Here is a 21,398-nt window from a genome sequence, read left to right as displayed (position 1 = left end):
ACGTGATGGAATCAGCTAATACATCTAATCAGAGTAGTTCTGATAGGCCGCGACGTTACTTGCCTTTATTTTCTCAGCAAAAAGGAAATGCCGGATTGCCCGAAGGCGATGATCAAGCACTTTACAAGATTCGTTTGGGGACAAGACAGGTCAAAACGATTATGGGTTTTGTACAGCATCATCAGTTGGGTATGCCTTCTTTTATAACAGCCATATGGTCCGTACTGCTATCCCATTACTCCAATCAATACGCTCTGCCTGTTTTATATTCCGTGGTATCAGACAAGGAAGGGAAAGAATGTCGTCTGGATTATCCATTACTCATTCATATACAGAAGGAAGATCATCTTCTCTCTTTGATACAAAGGATACAAATGGAATGGAACAAACAACATAGTAGCGACGAATTGAGAGAGGATTTTTCGCAGCAAACTAAAGTTGATCCTCCATCAGGGGCAGGGAAGGATTTCTTCAATGTGTGTATCGCAGAGATTTATGGTGACTTTCCTTCTCCAAGTTTAAATGCGGAAAAGTCCCCTCCCCTTTACGGTATAGATCAGCCAGAAATCGCGCTCTGCTACCGGTATGACCCGGATATATTGGAGTGCGCAATACAGTATGATGGCAGCCGTTTCGGAAAAATGCAGATCGCTAGATTCGCAGGCCATTTCAAAACACTGCTGGCAAATGCACTCCTTCTTCCGGAGAAGACGGTACTATTTCACCCCATGCTGACCACAAGAGAACGCAGACAGATGCAACAATGGAATGATACGGAACAAGCCTATCCTTTGGATAAAACTGTGGTTCAATTGATCGAGGAGCAGGCTAGCCGAACACCCGATGCAATCGCTTTAGAGTTTGGAGAGCAGAAGCTGACCTACTATGAGTTAAATCACCGGGCAAATCAAATCAGCCGCATGATTTTAGAGTCGTATTCGATACAGGGGCATGGCGTTCTGCCGACCGGCACGCTGATTGCCATCGTCTTGGATAGAAGCGCAGATGTGATCCCGTCGATGTTTGGAGTTATGAAAGCGGGCGCTGCTTATCTTCCGATCGATCCCCAATATCCTGGGGAACGGCTGCGATTTATTTTAGAAGATGCACAGGCCCAAATGATTATAACGCACAGCCAATTAGTAAGTAGGCTAAATCCATATATTTCTCAAATGGGTAGGGGAGCATATTCGCTGATTTGTGTGGATGAATGCTTGGTGCAGCAGGACTACTATCCCTACGAAAACTTGAAGATCAAGGTTACACAGAATGATCTCGCTTATGTCATCTACACATCCGGTTCTACTGGAAAACCGAAGGGAACCCTTATTGAACACGCGGGTCTGGTTACGTTGATCCCTTATCTTGTTGAAAAGTTTGGAATCACCTCAGATTCAAGAGTCATGCAATTCGCCTCCATTAGTTTCGACGCTTCAGTCTATGAATGGATCGGCACGCTATCAGTAGGCGGAACAGTGGTTGTTCTGTCAGACGAGGAACTGCCTCCTTATGCAGACATTTCAGATATTCTTGAAGAGAAAAATATCCACGTTGCGATGCTAACGCCATCTGTGCTGCGAACGATGAAACATAGAGAACTGCCAAGGTTGCGGACAATTGTATCTGCTGGAGAACCCTGTACGCCTGATATTGTGGACTATTGGGGAAGAGGAAGACGATTCGTGAACGCTTACGGGCCGACCGAAGTGACGATTATTTGTTCTACTTCCGTCTGCAGACCGGGAAAAGAAATTACAATCGGCAAACCCGTCTATAACAAACGTTTATTCGTTTTGAATCCATTCGGCAGTCCTGTGCCTGTCGGCGTTCCCGGTGAATTATGGGTGGGCGGCATAGGGCTTGCCAGAGGATATTTGAATCGTGAAGAACTGACTCAGGAACAGTTCGTTCACAAAGAGGTTGTAATTAGCAGTGAATATCCGCCACACAGTGAGCGGCTATATAAAACCGGGGACATTGTGAAATGGACGCCGGATGGTGAATTGGTTTTTATCGGCCGTAGTGATGAACAAATTAAAATCAGAGGGTATCGTATCGAGCTAGGTGAAATAGAACATCAGCTCCGCCAACATCCTGACATCGGTCAATGTGTCGTTCAAGCCTGGAAGGACGGGGCCTACCATAAACTGGTGGCCTATTATACTGCTGTAGAAGAGCTGAAAGAGGCCGATCTGACACAGCACTTAAACTCTGTATTACCAGCTTATATGGTTCCTTCATATTTTTGTTATCTGGAGTCAGTTCCAGTAAATACAAACGGTAAAGTCGACCGTGGAGCTCTCCCTGATCCGAGGGGTACCTTATTTAATCAAGCTGATGAAATTGTGGAAGCAGACGAGGACGGTTTCGAAAAGCGCTTGCTTTGGATTTGGCGGCAGATTTTAAAAAGAGGAGATATCGGGGTTAACGACCATTTTTACGCGGTTGGGGGAGACTCAATTCTTGCCATTCAGGTCGTATCTATGGCCAGGGATCATGGTATCATGCTTACTCCAAGACAAGTTGCGGAGTATCCAACCATTCAGAAATTAGCTGCTGTGGTTACTTGGACAGACAATGATCAAAAGGAAGATCTCAGCATTGACTTGACAGGCGAATTTGGTTTGACACCGATCCAGCACTGGTTTTTCGAGCAACAGTTTGTAGAGCCGCATATATTCAACCAATCCCAGCTGTTTGTACTCCGTGATTGTGATCCTGTGAAGCTGGAAACCGCCATTAATCAATTGATTCGATTACATCCAGAGCTGTCGATGGAGATCGTAGTCAAGGAACATGCGTATTCGCAGCGCTACCGAAAGGATGCTTCCATTCAACTGGCTAGCTACACCCTTCAACAAGTCGATTATCCCGAATCCGAAATTTCAAGCATATGTGATACGTGGAACAGACAATTGAATTATGAGACGGGCGCCATGATGTATGCAGGAGTAATTCAAGGCCACCCTGACGGTAAAGCCCGTCTGTTTATGACTATACATCATCTGGTCATTGATGGAGTGTCTTGGAGAATATTGGCTCAGGAATTGTATCAATTGTATCAGGGTACAGCGTTGCCTCCCGTTTTAAATCCATACAAGAAGTGGCATTCTGCATTGATGAGTTATTCTAGACATAAAGATACTTTACGTCATATTGAATATTGGAAAAAAGTACAGCATCAAACTACAGCATTTGTACTGCCAGTAGACCATTACCCGGATCGTAAAAAGAGCAGTGAGTCTTCGGAATTAGTTACAATGCTTACTCCTGACGATACGGAACTGCTTTTGCACCATTGCTCTCAGGCTTATCATACCGAGATTAACGACCTGCTACTTACAGCCTGGTCCCTGGCGCTCTCCGCTTGGTCTGGGCAGAAGACGATTTCGTTTCGCTTAGAAGGCCATGGACGTGAGCACTTTGTATCCGATATAGATCTGACAAGAACCATCGGTTGGTTTACCTCCATGTTTCCGGTATGCGTTCAGATTACGGACAGTTCCCCCTTGGGAGCGACGATTAAATCTGTCAAAGAGCAGTTGCGTTGTATTCCTCACCGCGGCATGTCATATGGCGCTTTGAGATACTGCCATCCGAATACAGAAGTCCGTTCCGAGTTATCAGCTTCTGAACCTCAGGCTCTTTTCAATTACTTGGGCCAGTTTGATCAGGGGAATGCGAGCGAATTAAACCAGTGGTTAGGGTTTACAAGTGACGCAGCACAGGATTATAGCTCGCCGCTTAATCATGGAACAAGCCTATTGGAACTCAACTGTTCCATTGTTCATAGCAAGCTGCATTTGTTTATGAAATATAGCAAACGTCACTATGAAGAAACCACCATTACTCAGTTGTTAGATACTTTTATAACACGTGTGCTTGCTATTATCGAACATTGTAGCCGGACTGAACACCAAGAGTTCACACCTAGTGATTTTCCATCCGTGTCACTGGAACAACATTCGCTTGACGAGATCGTAAAGACATATCATTGGCAATATGGTTTGGATAAAATGATGTACCTAAGTCCCTTACAAGAAGGACTGCTGTTCCATTATTTAGATCATCCTAGTTCCGATCAATACTTTGTGCAGGTTAGTTGGAAATATCATGGTAGGCTAGAGGTTGACCGTTACCGGGAAGTCTGGAACAGCATTATTTCTGAAAATGATAGCTTGCGGACTTGCTACATTTGGGAGGCGTTGGACAAGCCCATACAATGTATTATCCGAAATGCAGAATGGGATTGGACATTTTTGGATTTTGAAGTAGAGCAACCAGAGCAGCAACAAGAGTGTATCGAACGCTGGATGACAATGGATCGTAATCGCCGTTTTGATCTGAGTCAGCCTGCATTCCGCATAACACTGATTCAGACTGCTTCAAACGAATGGACGATGATCTGGAGCTACCACCATATTTTGCTGGACGGTTGGAGCCTGCCGCTACTAATAAATCGAGTTCATGAGCTCTATGCTTGTAGCCTGCAAAACCGGATGCCACAGCGCAGCTTGACCCGTTCTTATGAAACTTATATTCGTTGGTTAAACAATAAGGATCGCACAGAGGCCGAGTTATTCTGGAAGGCATATTTAGCCGACGTAACGGAGCCAACCCAACTACCGATAGAGAAGGGCATACTTCCCGAGGCACATCAACCGATTGAGAACCAGCAGATCGAGACTCTTTGTATTGATCCGAGACGAACCAAGCGGATCGCTGATTTTGTTAAGCAAGCGCAAGTTTCGCTAAATACGTTGGTGCAGTTTGCATGGGGTAAAGTGCTACAAGTCTATCAAGATGCGGATACAACCATATTTGGTATGGTCGTTTCCGGAAGGGGATCGGATCTTGCAAAAGCGGATCAGATCACAGGTATGCTGATTAATACGCTGCCTTTGGTCATGCACTGGAATGTCGAGCAAACCATCACTGAATATGTACAAAAGCTGCACCAAACCATTCAGAAACTAAATGACTACAGCTATGTGAGTCTGAATGAACTGAAGAGCTGGACTGGTATTCAAGGACATGTCATGTTTTACAGCATCGTAGCATTCGAAAATTATTTGAACGACTATCGGCAACCAGAAAATGAATTGAAGATGTCAGCTATGGAGGAACGAGAGAAAACGAATTATCCAATGACGATCACCGTTGCCAATGACGGGGAACAGATCACCATCAAGTTTATGTATGATGCAGATCGATTGAACCAAGAAACGGTTTGTCGACTAGCAGAGCATCTGCTAAATACGCTGGAATATGTGCTGGAATACCCGAATTACAACGTCAGAGACGTTTGCTTCATGAACAAGGATGAATATGAACGAATCGTCTACGACTGGAACAATACGTATACAGCATATCCCAGAGAGTGTTCAATTATTGATCTATTCCAAGAGCAAGTGGAGCTGCGGTCTTCACAGCCTGCAGTAATTGCGCACAATCAGGTTATGTCCTACCACACCCTAAACCTCATGTCCCAGTACGTTGCCAAGATGTTAACGGATGATGCTGATGATAACAATCATGGAAAGTTTATTGGAGTTTACTTGCCGCGCTCTCTTGAATTCATTGTCTCCATCCTGGCGATCATGAAAGCGGGATATGCCTATGTTCCCATTGACCCCGATTTTCCGGCAGCAAGAACCCGCGAATTAATCAAGGACGCTGGACTGGACACCATTATCACTTCACAGGAAGGAGCGGAACGTATCTCGGAAGCCTGTAAGGGAATCCGTTTAACACTGATGGATACAAAGTATTTTGACCAAAATGGAGTTGTGGAACCAGAAGAGAAGGAGAACATGATTGCTCCCAATGACCTTGCTTATCTAATGTATACATCCGGATCGACGGGAAAACCGAAAGGCGTTATGGTGGAACATCGCAATGTCATTCGCTTGGTCAAAAACACCTGTTATTTTCCGTTTTCTTCTGATATCAGATTGCTCTATACAGGTTCGCCTGTTTTTGACGCTTCTACGTTTGAAATTTGGGGGACGCTGCTGAATGGAGGACAGCTGTTTGTAGTTTCAAAAGATGATCTTCTAAATATACATGTGCTGGAGCAGCGGATGAAGGAGTGGAGAATTAATACACTATGGCTAAGTTCTGCACTGTGTAATCACTGGATTGAAGAAAATGAAAAGATATTTGCTAGACTCCAATGGTTGCTCATAGGTGGGGAAGTTTTGTCGGTTAAGCATATCAATCGTATCCGTCTTGCCAATCCGGAACTTTCGATTCTCAATGTATACGGTCCTACGGAGAACACCACCTTTTCGACGAGCTACCGGATCGAAAAGCCTTTTGAGCAGAATATCCCTATTGGCAAGCCCATTAGTAATTCAACTTGTTATATTCTGGACAAACGGGGCCGTGTTCAGCCTGTCGGAGCAATCGGGGAATTATACATGGGAGGAGACGGGGTTGCAAGGGGTTATTGGCAGCAAAACCAAATGACACAGCAGGCGTTTTCGCCGAATCCATATCGTTCTGCCAAAGATGGTGAAAGAGGTACGAATTCAATTCTATACCGTACGGGAGATCGGGCAAGATGGCTGCCGGACGGGAATATCGAGTATATCGGACGGGCTGACGATCAGGTAAAACTTCGCGGCTATCGAATCGAACTCGGAGAAGTCGAGTTCCGTCTTAGCAGCTATCCTGTAGTGAAAGAATGTCTGGCCTTTGTCCGGGAGGTTCATGGCGATTTGCGGATGATCGCTTACTATACAGCGGAAGAGGAGCAACGAGTGGAGCAGCTTCATACTTTTATGGCCGAAGGTCTTCCTTCTTATATGTTACCGTTTCGTTACGTTTGGCTGAAATCGTTCCCATTAACGGCTACCGGGAAAATCGATCGCAAAAATCTTCCTTTACTTGAAATCCATAGCAGCGATAAGGAAGCAAATGCTGGACCGAAGACTGAACTGGAGCAAACCATAGAAGCAGTTTGGTGCACGGTTCTGAAGCTTGATTACATTGGCAAGGCTGAAGATTTTCATACGTTGGGAGGACATTCGCTCCATGCACTACGCATAGCCAGCCTGTTGCAAAAAAGCGGATATCCGGTTACGGTCAACCAAATATTTCGCGAACAGACGATCGAACGTTTGGCCCTCTCATTGATCAATGCAATGCTGGATACAGCAACTGACCTTTGTCCGAACGTGGATATCCCATATATTCAGTCTATAAGAAAAGAATACCCGGATGACGGATTTCCGCTGTCTGCTGTACAAAAACGTTTTTTCCAAAGAGATCTCGTGAATTATAACATGTTTAATGTACCTTACTTGGCTCGGCTCAAGAATTACATTCCTACAGAATTGCTGAACGCGTCGATTGAACCACTATTGAAGAAACATGCGACGTTGCGGCTGTCGTTTGCTCAACTGGATGATGAATGGTATCAGTTTGAGCAGACAATAAGTGCAGGACAGGTAGTTTCTTACGTAGATTTGCACATGGTCTCGGGATCACATGACGCCTACATTTCGGAATACTGCTCGAAAGTGCAGCATGAATTCGATATCAAGGAAGGACCTTTATGGAAAGTTGTGTTGTTTGACCATTATTGCGAAAAGAGACAACAGGTGATATTACTTCTGTTCCATCATTTAATTTTTGACGGGATTTCCATAAACATTTTTTTAGAAGAGTTGAGACATCTTCTCTTGCCGGGAAAAAGGAGTGATTTGGCGTTACATGCGGAGGAGAAGGAAAGCAGTTATCGGGATTGGTGCATAGCGTTGTCGCAATATGCGGCAAAGGGCCCTTTTCCTAAAGCATCCACTTTCTGGAGTAAGGTTGTGGAAGGCGGCCAATCTTTACAGGTTGACAGGGAATCGGAGATACAGCCTCTTCACCGACACATGAGAACTATAACGTATGATTTACTTGAAGGAGAGGAGCATATTCTTCTTCTAAAAGCATTGGCTATGAAGCATCATACTACTCCACTGAGCATCTTACTGACGGCGTTGTCACAAGCTTGTTTCCAATTGAAAAAGCAATCGGATTTGCTGCTGCATGTGATGTCTTATCAACGTGAGTCTTTTTTGCCGGGTATTATGATTGATCGTACTATCGGTTTTTTTGCCGGTGCATACCCCCTTCGAATTCAGATCCCAGAAGGAGAACTATTGGGGAATTGGGAAACGGCACTGAGACATGTCACACATACGTTGCGGCATATTCCATCTGAAGGCTTGGATTATTTTATTTTACGACATATGATACAGGGAATTTATCTAGATAAGGAACCACTAAGGGACGGAACACACATGCTTTTCCATTACCAATCAGAGGAAATGAACGGGATAGCTGATGATTTGTTTGAGCCTTTACCCATATCTTACGGAAATACGAACGCGGCGGACAATCCCTCTGCTTACAAGTTAAATATGACGGCAGATCTTAGATGCGACAGATTAAGTTTAACCTGCTATTATAGTTCACTGCATTATAAGGATCAGACGATCGCTGAGCTAATACGCCTCATATCCAGACATCTGTGCCAAAGCATCAGTGTTCGCCCATATACCATGATAGCGGAGGGGAGCTTCAGATTATGAAAATATATGAATTTTGTCCATTTTTCAATGAAAATCGCATTGCAGATATTAAAATAAAAGAAAATTCCGGTTGGATTGATGAGTTGCACGTGATCGAAGCTAACAAGACGTTCAGCTATTTAGATAAGCCTCGGAACTTTAATCCAGATTATGTTGGTCCCAAGGTCATTTATCATCCATTTCATGCGGATCAACTGTTTCGTGAACCTGAGAAGCACTCATTGTACTTTGATGTGGATAGCTGCGGTGCGGACAACTTTGACCGCTGGTACTGGCGTCTGCTCAGCCATAACAGTGCGTTTCATAATGAGGCTTGCCAAAGAAACAAGAGTACCTCTATCTTGCAGGATAAGGTTGAGGATGATGATGTGATCATTTTGGCTGATTTTGATGAGATCATTGATAACCGGATGGCGGATCGTATTGTTTCGGAAGTGAAGAAACATCAAGTTATTACAATTAAAATGCACTACTCTGTATTCTTCCTGAATCTTTTTTGCCAATCTAATCACGGTGCTCCTTATTGGAGCTATCGCGTGTTCGCCATGACCGGCCGGTACTTCAAAAGTATGCCTTTCTTACCCGACTATCTCAGGAAGAAAGGGATTGCTGAAGCGCTGTATCATGACATTTATTGTCTGGAGGAGCCAGCTGGATTCCATCATTCATGGCTTGAATATCAGAAAACCGCGCTTCCCAAACTGCAAGCTTTTGCCGCCAATGTAGAAGATAAAAGTATTTTAAATGCAGAGTATATTGATCAATGCTTACATGATAAAAAGCTGTACTATATTGATACTGAACTTTATGTTGATAACTCAAAATCGTTTTTGAGCAGTCTACAGGAACTTAAAACAGATGATCTTTGGTACAATTAAAGGGAAAAGAGATCAAATAAAAACTGCCGACGGGGTCGGCAGTTTAGTTTAAAGACCTTCTGATGTATCAGATTGAATTATCGGAAGGTTGTTTTGCTATGTACTTGGAATCAATAGTAGCTGCTTGAATTCAATGAACTTATGAGTGCAGGCAACAGAGCAACAGCCATAATGATATAGATCACGATTACAATAGCGGCCCAAAGAAGGCCTGCTTTAGCGTAATTAGCTTTGCTCGGATTAGTCGAGCCGCTAAATGCCCACACAAACAGCATAATAAGTCCAACTACCGGTATAGCCATCAGAAGTAAACTGATCATCCATTCCTTGAATGAGACTGGAGGCGGGTACACAGGGGCTGGTCTGGATGGTGCTCCTTGTTGATTGTTTTGCGGATTAAACTGGTTAGACAATTGGATCTTCTCCCTACGTGATTAGTATGTTGTGTTTCCTATATTGACCAAAACATCATACATGATATGACAATAAGCAACAAGTGAAATTCAGTAAACAGTCTAATAGTACTATCAAACGATTAAAAATAGGTCTATACACCCTATTGACGAAGCAGTTTTTATATATTATTGTATTGATATTAACATTTTGTTTTTATCAATTGATTCAAATTAAAAGTTACATAGAGCATTCGCCACTTTTGACTCAAAAGCGATGAAATACCCATATATGAACAGGTAGGTGACGCAAGTGACAGATGGATTGAAACATAATTACAGTGGCTTGACGGAAGAGGAATTTTTGGCCGCTTATGATGCGAGTGAATATGAGCGCCCATCCGTAACGGTAGATATGCTGCTATTTACGGTAATGGATCAGCTCCAACAAAATTACCGTAAGCTGCCGGAGAAGACCCTACAGCTTCTTTTGATCCAAAGAGGGGAGCATCCCTATATAGGACAATGGGCGTTGCCAGGTGGTTTTGTAGGCATAGATGAAAGTCTGGAAGAAGCTGCACGACGCGAGCTTAAAACGGAAACGAATGTGGATCAGATTTATATGGAGCAGCTATATACTTGGGGAGATGTGGCACGTGATCCACGTATGAGGGTGATCAGTTGCGCTTACATGGCTTTAGTTGACCACGATTCCTTGGAGGTACAGGCGGGGGATGATGCCGCTGATGCCCAATGGTTTGAGCTGGATTACAGCGTAGCTCAGGAGACGCGGACGAATCAGCCGGAAGGTTACACATGGGAACAAGACATTGACATCACATTGAAGCATGGGGACATCCATCTGTCAGCCAAAGTAAAAATAACTGAAATTCTTAAGGGAAGAACCATTGAAATCAAGCGAGAAGTGCTGGAGTCACAGGGAATTGCTTTTGATCATGCCAAAATTATTGCGTACGGTATAGAGCGTCTGCGCAGCAAAATAGAATACACAGATATCGCATTTCACCTGATGCCGGCTCTATTTACACTAAGTGAGCTTCAGCAGGTGTATGAAATTATTCTAGGTAAGGAGCTGTTGGCTGCAGCTTTTCGTCGCAAAATAGCTGATCTCGTGGAAGAAACCAATGAGTATAGAAAAGCGGCCGGACACCGTCCATCCAAGTTATACCGATTTAAGCCTCGGTCGCGTTTTATGTAACATAAGGAATATGAAATGAGGAATCATCATGGAAAAGTTTACGTTTTTTTATCGCAGTCATTCGCCGTTTTCGCAATGGTATCCTTCTGATTTTGTCGTGGATGGAATGGAGTTTAACTGTGCCGAGCAATATATGATGTTAAAAAAAGCCCAGCTTTTTGGGGATGAAGAGGCGGCCTTGAAAATTATGCAAGCCCCTACTCCAAGGGAACAAAAAGCCCGTGGCCGCAGTGTGCGCGGATTTGACCAATCCTTGTGGGAGGCCAATTGCCGGCAATTTGTGTATGACGGTAATTACGCCAAATTTACACAAAATCCGAATTTGCTCAAGCACCTGCTTAAAACGAAAGGAACCACTCTGGTTGAGGCTAGTCCAACCGACACCATTTGGGGTGTAGGCTTAGCTGAGAACGATGCTCGTATACGGAACCGCAAGCTATGGCGTGGCACGAACTGGCTAGGAGAAATATTGACGAATTTACGTGAGGATGTATTGCAAAAGGAGGAATCGTCATCATGAAAAATACAATGAATTCCCGGAGCAACCGAGATGCCCGGTCGCATATGGCGCAGGAAACACTATCCATTTTGGGACATGGGTATTATACGAATAACAAACAGGCTCAAGTAAATATGACAAATGACATAGGGAATGCGGTCACAGGCTCGAAGTTATATACACCTTCTCAGCTGGTAACTGTAAAACAAGAGGCAGAGCAAAGAATAAAAAGTATATTGGAGCCTTCTTCTCGCATAGACGAACAGAGGATCATTGCAAAATTGGAGGTTACGGGAGAAAGCACGTTACAGGCGGCATACAGACTCCAGGTAGAGGAGAAGCTGACCCACGTGGCGTGTTTGAATTTTGCATCAGCCAAAAACCCGGGAGGTGGATTTCTCGGAGGCAGCCAGGCTCAAGAGGAAAGCTTGGCTCGTTCGTCAGCGTTGTATCCTTGCATTTCACAAATGGAAGAGATGTATGGACATAATCGGAAGCTGCGGAGCTGTTTTTATTCAGATTATATGATTTATTCGCCTGAAGTTCCGGTATTTCGGGATGATCAGGGAACATTGTTGGAGAAGCCGTATCAAGTCGATTTCCTGACCGCACCTGCTGTAAATGCTGGAGTGGTGCGAGAACGGGAGCCAGAGCAGGTGAATCGGATTGGTGAAGTGATGCTGGAGCGAATCCGTTACATTCTTGGAATGGCTAAGCAAAACGGCGTAGAACATCTTGTGCTGGGAGCCTATGGTTGCGGGGTATTCCGCAATAAGCCGGAAGAGGTTGCCCTCTGGTTCAAGCAAGTGATTGTAGATGAAGGATATGGTTTGCTGTTTGACCGGATTGTTTTTGCAGTGTTGGATCACAAAGCAGACCAACATACTTTAAACAGCTTTAAAAATGTTCTTTCTTGAAGTAAAGGCAGTGCATTAAATCGTTTACTATAATATCCCATGAAAAAGGAAGGTGCTGAATGGAACCATCTTCGAATATAACCTGGCATGTGTCCGATATTGATAAGCAAGCGCGTCAGCTTTTGAATGGCCATAAAAGTCCGGTGCTTTGGTTTACAGGGCTGTCTGGTTCGGGAAAATCAACGGTATCCTCCACACTTGAAAAAGCGTTATATGCACGAGGCATACACACGTTTATTTTGGATGGGGATAATGTTCGGCATGGTTTAAATCGGAATCTAGGTTTCCTACCCGCTGACCGTAAAGAAAATATTCGTCGTATTGCTGAAGTTGCAAAGCTAATGGCACATGCGGGTGTCCTAACCATTTGCGCCACCATTTCCCCTTATCGTGAAGATCGTGAAATGGTAAAGGAGATTTTAAAGCAAGAAGGTTGCTATGAGATATATATACAGTGCAGCCTGGAGGAATGTGAGCGACGCGATCCAAAAGGAATGTACAAGAAAGCGCGCGCCGGAAAAATTCATCATTTTACGGGGATTGATGCTCCTTATGAAGCACCGTTGGAACCGGATCTAATCGTATCCACTGAAGGGCGGGAGGTAATCCCGTCGGTTCAGGATATCTTGGATTTTCTCGATAGCAAGCAGCTACTTTTATGATTTTATGATGAATTCTATATGAATATTGTCTGAAAGCCTCAATGGCAAAACTTCGAGAAGTGATCAAAGGAATCATTACAGAACGTGAAAATGGAAGCATACTTATTAGTAAATAAATACAGTAGTGCATATACGGCAAGCCTTATAGGGCTTGCTTTTTTATTTATGATTTTAAACTAATTCTAAATCCTAGATTATAATTATTATAAAAAAGTATTGATTTTTGTTTGTGCACAACTTATAGTAAAAAGCACATAGTCAACCAATTCATTTAAGAGGTGATTTCAATCATGAGTAACCAACCAACGAACCTGACTACAAGCTGGGGCGCTCCTGTTGGAGATAATCAAAATTCAATCACAGCAGGCTCACGGGGTCCCGCACTAATTCAGGATGTGCATCTGCTGGAGAAATTGGCGCATTTTAACCGGGAGCGTGTGCCGGAACGCGTCGTTCATGCAAAAGGTGCAGGAGCACACGGATATTTTGAAGTTACTAATGATTTGTCTGCATATACAAAAGCAAGCTTCTTGTCTGAGGTGGGCAAGCGTACACCGATGTTTATTCGCTTTTCTACAGTGGCGGGTGAGCTGGGCTCGTCCGATACTGTACGCGACCCGCGTGGTTTTGCGGTGAAGTTTTATACAGAAGAAGGCAACTATGATCTCGTGGGCAATAATACACCTGTGTTTTTTATTCGGGATGCCATTAAATTTCCTGACTTTATTCATACGCAAAAACGCCATCCCCAAACCCATCTGAAAAACCCGAATGCGGTCTGGGATTTCTGGTCCTTATCTCCTGAATCGCTGCATCAGGTAAGTATTCTAATGTCTGACCGCGGTATTCCAGCTACTCTTAGACATATGCATGGTTTCGGTAGTCACACGTTCAAGTGGGTAAATGCCGAAGGACAGGCAGTATGGGTGAAATATCATTTTAAAACAGAGCAAGGTGTGCAAAATCTTGATGTGGATTTGGCTGCGAAAATTGCTGGTGAAAATCCGGATTATCATACAGAAGATTTGTTTAATGCCATCAAAAAAGGTGATTTTCCTGCATGGAAACTTCATGTGCAGATTATGCCGGTAGAAGATGCAGATACGTATCGCTTTGATCCATTTGATGTGACAAAAGTATGGTCTCAAAAGGATTACCCGCTGATCGAGGTTGGACGCATGGTGCTGGATCGCAATCCTGAGAACTATTTTGCTGAGGTAGAGCAGGCGACATTCTCCCCGGGTTCATTTGTTCCTGGTATTGAGGCATCCCCGGATAAAATGTTGCAAGGACGCCTGTTTGCCTACGGCGATGCACATCGCTACCGTGTAGGTGCAAATCATAATTCGTTGCCGATCAACCGTCCGCATGCGGAAGTTCACAACTACCAACGCGATGGTGCATTGCGCAGTGACAGCAATGGCGGAGGATCTGTCTATTACGAGCCTAATAGTCTCGGTGGACCCAAAGAATCACCTGCGCACAAAATGGCTCCTTTTGAAGTGTCTGGCGAAGCTCAAAGCGTAGCCTACGATCATCATGATCACTACACACAACCGGGCGACCTATACCGCTTGCTCAGTGAAGAAGAGCGTGCACGCCTGGTCCGAAACATCGTAAATGCGATGAAGCCCGTAGAAAGTGATGAAATCAAACTGCGTCAGATCGGACATTTCTACAAAGCTGATCCTGAATACGGACGCCGTGTAGCCGAAGGTTTAGGCTTGACCGTTCCTCAAGGCGAGTAGAGGTATCTGCAAACTCCTAACCTGAAAGCCGTATGAATAAATAATAAAAGGATGTCCCAACACCACGTACATGGTGGATGGGACATCCTTTGTTTTTGAGAGCGATGTAAATCAGGTGCTGCTATATCCTCTGCAAGCGAGGTAAATAGATTACAAGAAACAGTGACCGTCCTAGTGCAAATACGATAAAGGATAGCCAAAGCCCGTGATTCCCATAATGGGGAACGCACCAGAAGAGAGCGATCAAAAAGCAGAGCAATGAAATCAGCATCGAATTACGAATGGGATACGTTACCGTCATTCCCGTAAACACACCGTAGAATACCAGTCCCAGCCCGGCTGCCAGCGGAAAGATCACAAGCCATCCATTATAAGGGCCTGTAAGACTAATCACTGTAGCATTACCCGTAAATAGTGAGATAAGCGGCTCTTTCAGTGCGAAATACAATCCTCCCGTCACTACGCTGGTCACCAGTGTCCAGAACCAGGACAAGTGAATAACTCTTTGCAGCATTTTACGATCCCCGGCACCCCGAGCCTGACCCGTCATGATGCTACTGGCGTTGGCGAACCCATCAAAAAAGTAAGCCATAATGTAATGGATCTGCAACAAAATAGCGTTTGCCGCCAATTGATCGGTTCCAAAGCTCGCACTGCGCGCCGTAAACAGATTAAACATCGTCAGCAGACAGGCTGTACGGATCATAAGATCAAGGTTTGTTGCCATGACACTTTTCAACTCTGAAGCTCCAAACCATCCTCGCCAATTCATCTGTCCGCTTTGCTTCCATTCTCTCCAAATCGATGAGCGGAACACCAGAACGAGACCCAATATACATGCAAAAACTTCCGCAATCAGAGTAGCGCTTGCTACACCAGTGACATTCCAATGCATGATCTGTGTAAATACAATAGCTAATACCATATTGATTACGTTCATTGTAATTTGCAAAAATAATGTAGCCTTCACACGGGATAATCCCATCAGCCAGCCGAGCAGCACATAGTTCACTAATGTAAGAGGAGCTCCCCAGATACGAATGTTAAAATAAATTGCTGCCTGCGCCGCCACATCCTGAGCCGGATGGATTAGTTGCAGAGAAGCTAACAGAATGGGCTTTTGTAACACAATGAATACCGCACCAATGAGTAAAGCAATGGCCAGTGGGCGCATGAGAGCAGCTATGCCCTGGTCATTATTTTGTGCCCCCGTGGCTTGGGCCGTGAAAGCTGATGTACTGACTCGTAGAAAGCCAAACAGCCAATATAAAGTATTGAAAATAAGAGTGCCCACTGCTACACCGCCTAAATACGCGGAATGGCTCAAATGACCGATTACAGCTGTATCCACCGCACCGAGTAGTGGGGTTGTAATCGTCGAAATAATTAATGGGATAGCTAAAGCAAGATAGGCTCGGTGGGAAGGCAACATGTTGAAAAAACCTCCAGTAATGATTGTGTATAGGGATGGCGATCCGAATGAAATAATGCTTCCTTGGGAAAATGCTCAAGCACACTGCCTTCTTTCATGACCATGATTCGATCACTCATAAAGTACACAGCCGCCAGATCATGTGAGATAAACAGATAAGCCAATCCTAGCTCATCCTGCAAATCCTTGAGCAGATTTAAAACAGTGGCTTGTGTGGTCACATCCAGACTTGCTGTTGGCTCGTCCAATACGATAAAATCCGGCTCTGTGCTGATGGCACGTGCGATGGTTACACGCTGCTTTTCCCCACCGCTAAGCTGATGTGGAAACTTGTCCAGATAGCTGGCTGGAAGCTTTACCATATCAAGCAAATGTTCTGCTATATCCCGACGTTCTGAGGACATACCCGCCATAAAGGAAGGAACATAGTACTTAAGCTGGTCCAGTGGCTCCAGCAGGGATTGCAGGATGGTTAGTCTGGGGTTCAAAGCCGCAGATGGATGTTGAAAAACTGCACCCAGCCTGCTGCGAATCCGTTTTAATTCGCTCCGCTTTAATCCCTTGATAGACTGCCCATCCAGTCTAAGCTCACCTTGATCAAATGGGTCCAATGTCAATATACAGCGAGCGAGTGTGCTTTTCCCACTGCCGCTTTCCCCGACAATGCCCAGACATTCTCGAGGGGAGATCGACAGAGCAACATCTTTCAGCACCGTTTTGCCTCCAGTGTAAGCCTTCGTCAAACCGGAGACGGTCACGACAGGATGAGACGTGGCTTGCCGCTGAGCGCAGGCGGCTTGATTATTCATGTACAGCGCTCCTTTCCATTGCGTTCTGTTCTTCAGTGCTGTTGTAAGGTAAACGTGCTGGAGCGCCCGGAGACAGCGGCGGAATAGCTGCCAATAGACGACGAGTATACGGGTGGTCCGGATGGTTCAGCACCGCTTGCGTTTCACCTATTTCAACCAGTGAACCTTCGCGCATCACTGCGATTCGATCTGCATACTTGCGTACATGACGTAGGTCGTGAGTGATCCACAAGACGGAAATGCCCGTTTCCATCCGGATATGATCAATGAGCTGCAGCACCCGATGAGCTGTGAGCGTATCCAACGCTGTTGTAGGCTCGTCGGCAATAAGCAGCTTCGGCTCCAGCAGGAGTGCAGCCGCAATAGCTGCCCGTTGCAATTGACCGCCGCTGAGTTGGAACGGATAGCTGCGGTACACACGCTCGGCGGGAAGCTGTACGCGCTCCAGCACCTCGATACAGCGCTGCTTGCGCGCCTTGCGATCTTGCTTGCCATGGGCGCGCATCAGCTCGTCCAGTTGGCTGCCTACACGCAGAAAGGGGGTGAAAGCCCCGTGGTAGTCTTGAAAAATGTAGGATATTTCACTGCCAAGCAAAGAGCGCCTTTGTTTAGCGGGTAGATCTAGTAAATTATTGTCCTTCCACGCAATGATACCTTCCGCTGTAACAGAAGAGGGGAGAAGGCCGCCGATAGCGAACGCCGTCATGCTTTTGCCGCTACCACTTTCGCCGGCAAGAGCACACCATTCCCCCGGACGAACGGCAAGCTCCAGTTGCTCTACAATCGTTTTTACATTGGTCCGAATCGTTAAGCCTTCAATAGTCAGCATGTGCCAATTCACTCCTCTGTCCGGGTTTTAACATCATAACGGTCGCGTAGTTTATCTCCAAATACGTTTGCCAGTAGCACGGTTAGCACGACAGCTATCCCAGGAACCAGCATCAGGTGGGGAGCCATTTGAAAATACGCTCGTCCTTCATTCAACATAGTACCCCATTCCGGAATTGGCGGCTGTGGACCTAAGCCCAAAAAAGATAGGGAGGCAATCATTAAAATGATTTTGCCGATATCCAGCGTAGCCAGCACAAGAACATTCCCAATGGCATGGGGGAGAATATGCCGCATGACAATCCGCAGGGAGGAGGTACCCGCCAGTATGGATAACGAAATGTAATCCTTTTGCTTTTCAGCCAGCACGGTACTACGGACTAGGCGTGCATAACCAACCCATTTTACCGCCGTCACCGCGAAAATAAGATTTACTAAGCCTGGTCCGAGCAAACCGCTCAGCACAATGGCAAAAATATAATCTGGTAATGTCATGAAGGCATCGACCACCCGCTTGAATACACGATCCATCCAGCCTCCAATAAATCCTGAAAACAGACCAAGAGGGACCCCGACAACCAGCGAAACTGCCAAAATCAACAAACTGGTTCCGACAGTCGTCCGAAGTCCAGCTATGACTCTCGATAGTACATCTCTGCCCAAATGATCCGTTCCCAGCCAGTGCGTAGCGCTGATCGATTGTAGTCGATTCCCCATCTGGATACGATACGGATCTTGCGGTACAAGAAACGGAACGACTGTAATTGCTGAAAGAATGAGCAGGATGGAGAGCGACACGATCCATGTTTTGGACAATCGCGTTCTAGTGAGCTGCCCGTTTTCCGCATGTACGGATTTTATCATGATAAACGTTTCTCCTTCAAAGCGATTTCAGGATTGACCCAACGGTAGGACAGCTCTACCAAAATATTGATACATACAATGAATACAGCCATAAATACGGTATAGCCCTGAATTATGGGGTAATCCCTTGCAGCAATGGCATCCACAATCCATTTTCCCAGTCCCGGATAGGCGAATAGCACTTCAATTACGACTGTGCCTCCCAGTAGACTGCCTATACTCTCACTGAATACCGTAATGAGTGGAACTAGACTGTGACGAAGCATATGTCTGAAAAAAATGCGGATGGGGCTGATGCCACGCGCTTGCGCCGCTTTGATAAAGTCTTGCCCCGAGCTTTCAATCAGACTTGCGCGGATCATTCGTACATAAACGGCCGCCATTGCCAATCCTAAGGTAAGAGACGGGAGTACCAAATGAAAAGCGGTTCCTTCGCCCATAGACGGCAAAATGCGCAATTTAACTGCAAACCATTCGATAAACAAAAGCCCCAGCCAAAAGCTGGGAATCGAGGAGCCGATTAAGGCAAACACACGACTGGCGCTGTCAATCCAGCGGTTACGGTAGAGCGCCGCCATTGTTCCCAGCGGGAGAGCTATCAGCAGCATAATGAACAGGGAGCCGCCGGTCAGCAGCAGTGTATAAGGCAGTTTTTCCATAAACTCTGTGAATACCGGACGATGGGTTAAATAAGATTGTCCAAAATCAAACTGAAGCAACTGAACCAGCCACTTACCATATTGCACAGGTAATGGTTGGTCCAGCCCTAGTTGGCTGCGCATATCCGTAATTTGCTGATTGGACACAGCTACATCATCGACTCGGAGAATGCTCCGGACGGGATCGCCCGGAACAAGCTTAAGCAGACAGAAGCTCACAAAGGAAAGAATAAGAAAGAACAAAACTAGTTCAAGAAACTTTTTGGCCATGGATTTGAACATGCTAGTTCACATCCAGGTCCTGGGTTAGCAAGTAATATTCACTTTGGCTAGTTACCCAGTTATGTACGTAATCGCGATAGGCCACTACGTTGTTTGGATGGACCAGAAAGGATTGCAGATTTTCTTGGTCAATCAGTGTGACAGCTTTCAGCGCCAGCTTGTTGCGTTGTTCCTCATTCACGGTTGTGTTCAGCTGTGAAATCATACTCGTGAGTTCCGGTACATGCACACGCCCATAATTTAGTGCTCCTTCAGGCATGTAAGCCGCATTTAGAAAATAGCTTGCATCGCCGCGCGGGGCTGTAATGCTACTATAAGTCGCTAAATCCCAATCCTGATGAGCGGCAAGATATTCGTCAATATTATCAACCTGACGGATATCAATCGTAATGCCAAGTTCTTTAGCATTAGCCTGAATCAGCTGGGAAATGAGTGGAAGTTCCGCTCTCGACTGGTAAGTTAGTAATGTAAGTTGAAGCGGCTTGCCGTCAGGGGCTGCAACTTTTCCGTTCTGCACTGTATATCCAGCTTGCTTGAAGCCTTCTCGTGCAGCATTTAAATCAAATTTTTTCGTAATATATTCCGGCGAAAATGGAAAGTCGGGCAAGAATGGCCCTTGAGCAGGGGTTCCCTGGCCGGACATGATACCGCTAGCAATCTCATCACGGTTGATCAGGTTATCGAATGCCTTACGCACAGCCGTCTTTTTCAGATCGTTATTGTTCATATTGTAAATAAGTTGATGCGTTCGCAAACTAGGAAGTGAGTCAACCTTAACGGTAGAATCAGCTTTCAATAGCTCTAGGCTTTCAAGTGGCGGGCGATACACAATATCAGCAGTTTTGGCTTGAAAAGCAAGCTGACGTGCATTGGCGTCTTCGTTAAACATGAATTTGGCATGCTTCAACTTTACTTCACCGTTCCAATATTGTTTATTGCGATCTAAATTTAATTCACTTCCAGCACGAAAACTGGTAACCTTGAACGGCCCTGTTCCTGATGGGAGGTCACCTGTAACTGTGGTGTCTATAATAGCCGTATTTGGATGAACCAGCTCAGATACAAATTCCGGAAAAGGCTTGTCTGTCGTAATGGTCAAAATCTGTCCATCCGCATGAATATCACGGATATGTAGCGCATTTTTGACCGATGGATTGAGCTTTAATGCTCTTTCCAAAGAGGCTTTGACAGCAGCAGCATTGACGGCTTTACCGCTGTGGAAGTTCACACCTGATCGGATGTTGAAGGTCCAGTGCTGTCCGTCCTTGCTGTTCCATTTGTCTGCAAGCCAAGCTTCCAGCTTAAGATCCTTGTTCACTTTGATCAGTGTTTCACTTACCCCAGCACGAACAGCTGTGTAATTTACATCTGAATGGGGGTCTATAGTAGGACTTTGCACGTTGAACAATAAGGTGACACTTTTATCTTGTGGTGCAGCAGATGGAGAGGGTGAAGCTGACGGAGATGAAGCGCAGGCTACCATCATCACCGCCATTACCGCAGGTATAAATAGTTTAAAATAAGAACGCTTAAACAACAGGGAGTCCTCCTTAATAGTAATCGTAATTTTTACGCTTTAACTCATAAATCATATCGTAACCAAATGAAGGTGCTTTGTAAA

The 21,398-nt window shown here is 45.2% G+C and carries 14 protein-coding genes; 7 read left to right on the top strand and 7 right to left on the bottom strand.

Translation table 11 applies throughout. From position 1 onward, the window contains the following. Nucleotides 1-5: 5 nt before the first annotated feature. Both MLD56_RS13125 and MLD56_RS13120 read left to right on the top strand, forming a co-directional pair. On the top strand, nucleotides 6-8,588 hold the full coding sequence (locus MLD56_RS13125; protein WP_241113515.1) for a non-ribosomal peptide synthetase: 8,583 nt from the start codon (nucleotides 6-8) through the stop codon (nucleotides 8,586-8,588). Then, entirely contained in the window at nucleotides 8,585-9,466 is an 882-nt protein-coding gene (locus tag MLD56_RS13120) for a glycosyltransferase family 17 protein (RefSeq protein WP_029517521.1), read from the top strand. Before MLD56_RS13125 ends, MLD56_RS13120 begins: the two co-directional genes overlap by 4 nt. A 110-nt stretch (nucleotides 9,467-9,576) precedes the next feature. Here MLD56_RS13120 and MLD56_RS13115 read toward each other — a convergent pair whose 3' ends face one another. Next, nucleotides 9,577-9,879, bottom strand: a complete 303-nt coding sequence (locus tag MLD56_RS13115; RefSeq protein ID WP_069011801.1) for a hypothetical protein — start codon at nucleotides 9,877-9,879, stop codon at nucleotides 9,577-9,579. Nucleotides 9,880-10,171: 292 nt separating this feature from the next. On the opposite strand from MLD56_RS13115, the gene MLD56_RS13110 reads away from it, so the two are divergent. The 5 genes from MLD56_RS13110 to katA all read left to right on the top strand — a co-directional run bounded on the left by MLD56_RS13110 (nucleotide 10,172) and on the right by katA (nucleotide 14,903). Continuing rightward, entirely contained in the window at nucleotides 10,172-11,077 is a 906-nt protein-coding gene (locus tag MLD56_RS13110) for an NUDIX hydrolase (protein ID WP_029515141.1), read from the top strand. A 28-nt stretch (nucleotides 11,078-11,105) separates the two neighbouring features. Next, nucleotides 11,106-11,597: a riboflavin biosynthesis intermediates N-glycosidase gene (locus tag MLD56_RS13105; RefSeq protein WP_029515139.1), complete on the top strand. Its 492-nt coding sequence runs from the start codon at nucleotides 11,106-11,108 to the stop codon at nucleotides 11,595-11,597. Continuing rightward, a complete protein-coding gene (locus MLD56_RS13100; RefSeq protein ID WP_029515138.1) occupies nucleotides 11,594-12,493 on the top strand; it encodes a TIGR02452 family protein in 900 nt (299 codons plus the stop codon). Before MLD56_RS13105 ends, MLD56_RS13100 begins: the two co-directional genes overlap by 4 nt. 59 nt (nucleotides 12,494-12,552) lie before the next feature. After that, a complete protein-coding gene (cysC, locus tag MLD56_RS13095) occupies nucleotides 12,553-13,155 on the top strand; it encodes an adenylyl-sulfate kinase (RefSeq protein WP_029515137.1) in 603 nt (200 codons plus the stop codon). A 290-nt stretch (nucleotides 13,156-13,445) separates the two neighbouring features. Then, nucleotides 13,446-14,903, top strand: coding sequence for a catalase KatA (gene katA / locus MLD56_RS13090; protein ID WP_029515135.1), 1,458 nt, complete (start codon nucleotides 13,446-13,448; stop codon nucleotides 14,901-14,903). Nucleotides 14,904-15,024: 121 nt separating this feature from the next. Here the strand turns inward: katA and MLD56_RS13085 are convergent, their stop codons facing one another. Genes MLD56_RS13085 through nikA form a run of 6 tightly spaced genes read right to left on the bottom strand, consistent with a single transcriptional unit; the run spans nucleotide 15,025 to nucleotide 21,314 of the window. Next, nucleotides 15,025-16,335: an MATE family efflux transporter gene (locus MLD56_RS13085; RefSeq protein WP_029515134.1), complete on the bottom strand. Its 1,311-nt coding sequence runs from the start codon at nucleotides 16,333-16,335 to the stop codon at nucleotides 15,025-15,027. Further along, nucleotides 16,302-17,144: an ABC transporter ATP-binding protein gene (locus tag MLD56_RS13080; protein WP_029515132.1), complete on the bottom strand. Its 843-nt coding sequence runs from the start codon at nucleotides 17,142-17,144 to the stop codon at nucleotides 16,302-16,304. The genes MLD56_RS13085 and MLD56_RS13080 overlap by 34 nt, the downstream gene beginning before the upstream one ends. Then, a complete protein-coding gene (locus MLD56_RS13075; RefSeq protein WP_241113296.1) occupies nucleotides 17,137-17,973 on the bottom strand; it encodes an ATP-binding cassette domain-containing protein in 837 nt (278 codons plus the stop codon). Before MLD56_RS13075 ends, MLD56_RS13080 begins: the two co-directional genes overlap by 8 nt. A gap of 8 nt (nucleotides 17,974-17,981) precedes the next feature. Continuing rightward, nucleotides 17,982-18,836 (bottom strand): nickel transporter permease, encoded by an 855-nt coding sequence (gene nikC / locus MLD56_RS13070; protein WP_029515126.1) that lies wholly within the window; start codon nucleotides 18,834-18,836, stop codon nucleotides 17,982-17,984. After that, complete coding sequence (gene nikB, locus MLD56_RS13065; RefSeq protein ID WP_029515125.1) at nucleotides 18,833-19,777, bottom strand: nickel ABC transporter permease; 945 nt, start codon at nucleotides 19,775-19,777, stop codon at nucleotides 18,833-18,835. Before nikB ends, nikC begins: the two co-directional genes overlap by 4 nt. A 1-nt stretch (nucleotide 19,778) precedes the next feature. Continuing rightward, nucleotides 19,779-21,314 (bottom strand): nickel ABC transporter substrate-binding protein, encoded by a 1,536-nt coding sequence (gene nikA, locus MLD56_RS13060; RefSeq protein WP_029515123.1) that lies wholly within the window; start codon nucleotides 21,312-21,314, stop codon nucleotides 19,779-19,781. Nucleotides 21,315-21,398: the final 84 nt, after the last annotated feature.

This window comes from Paenibacillus peoriae (genome assembly GCF_022531965.1).
In the GTDB taxonomy this organism is placed as follows: Bacteria; Bacillota; Bacilli; order Paenibacillales; family Paenibacillaceae; genus Paenibacillus; species Paenibacillus polymyxa_D.
Note: the sequence above shows the minus strand (reverse complement) of the source record. Positions and strands in the feature narration are given on the sequence as shown.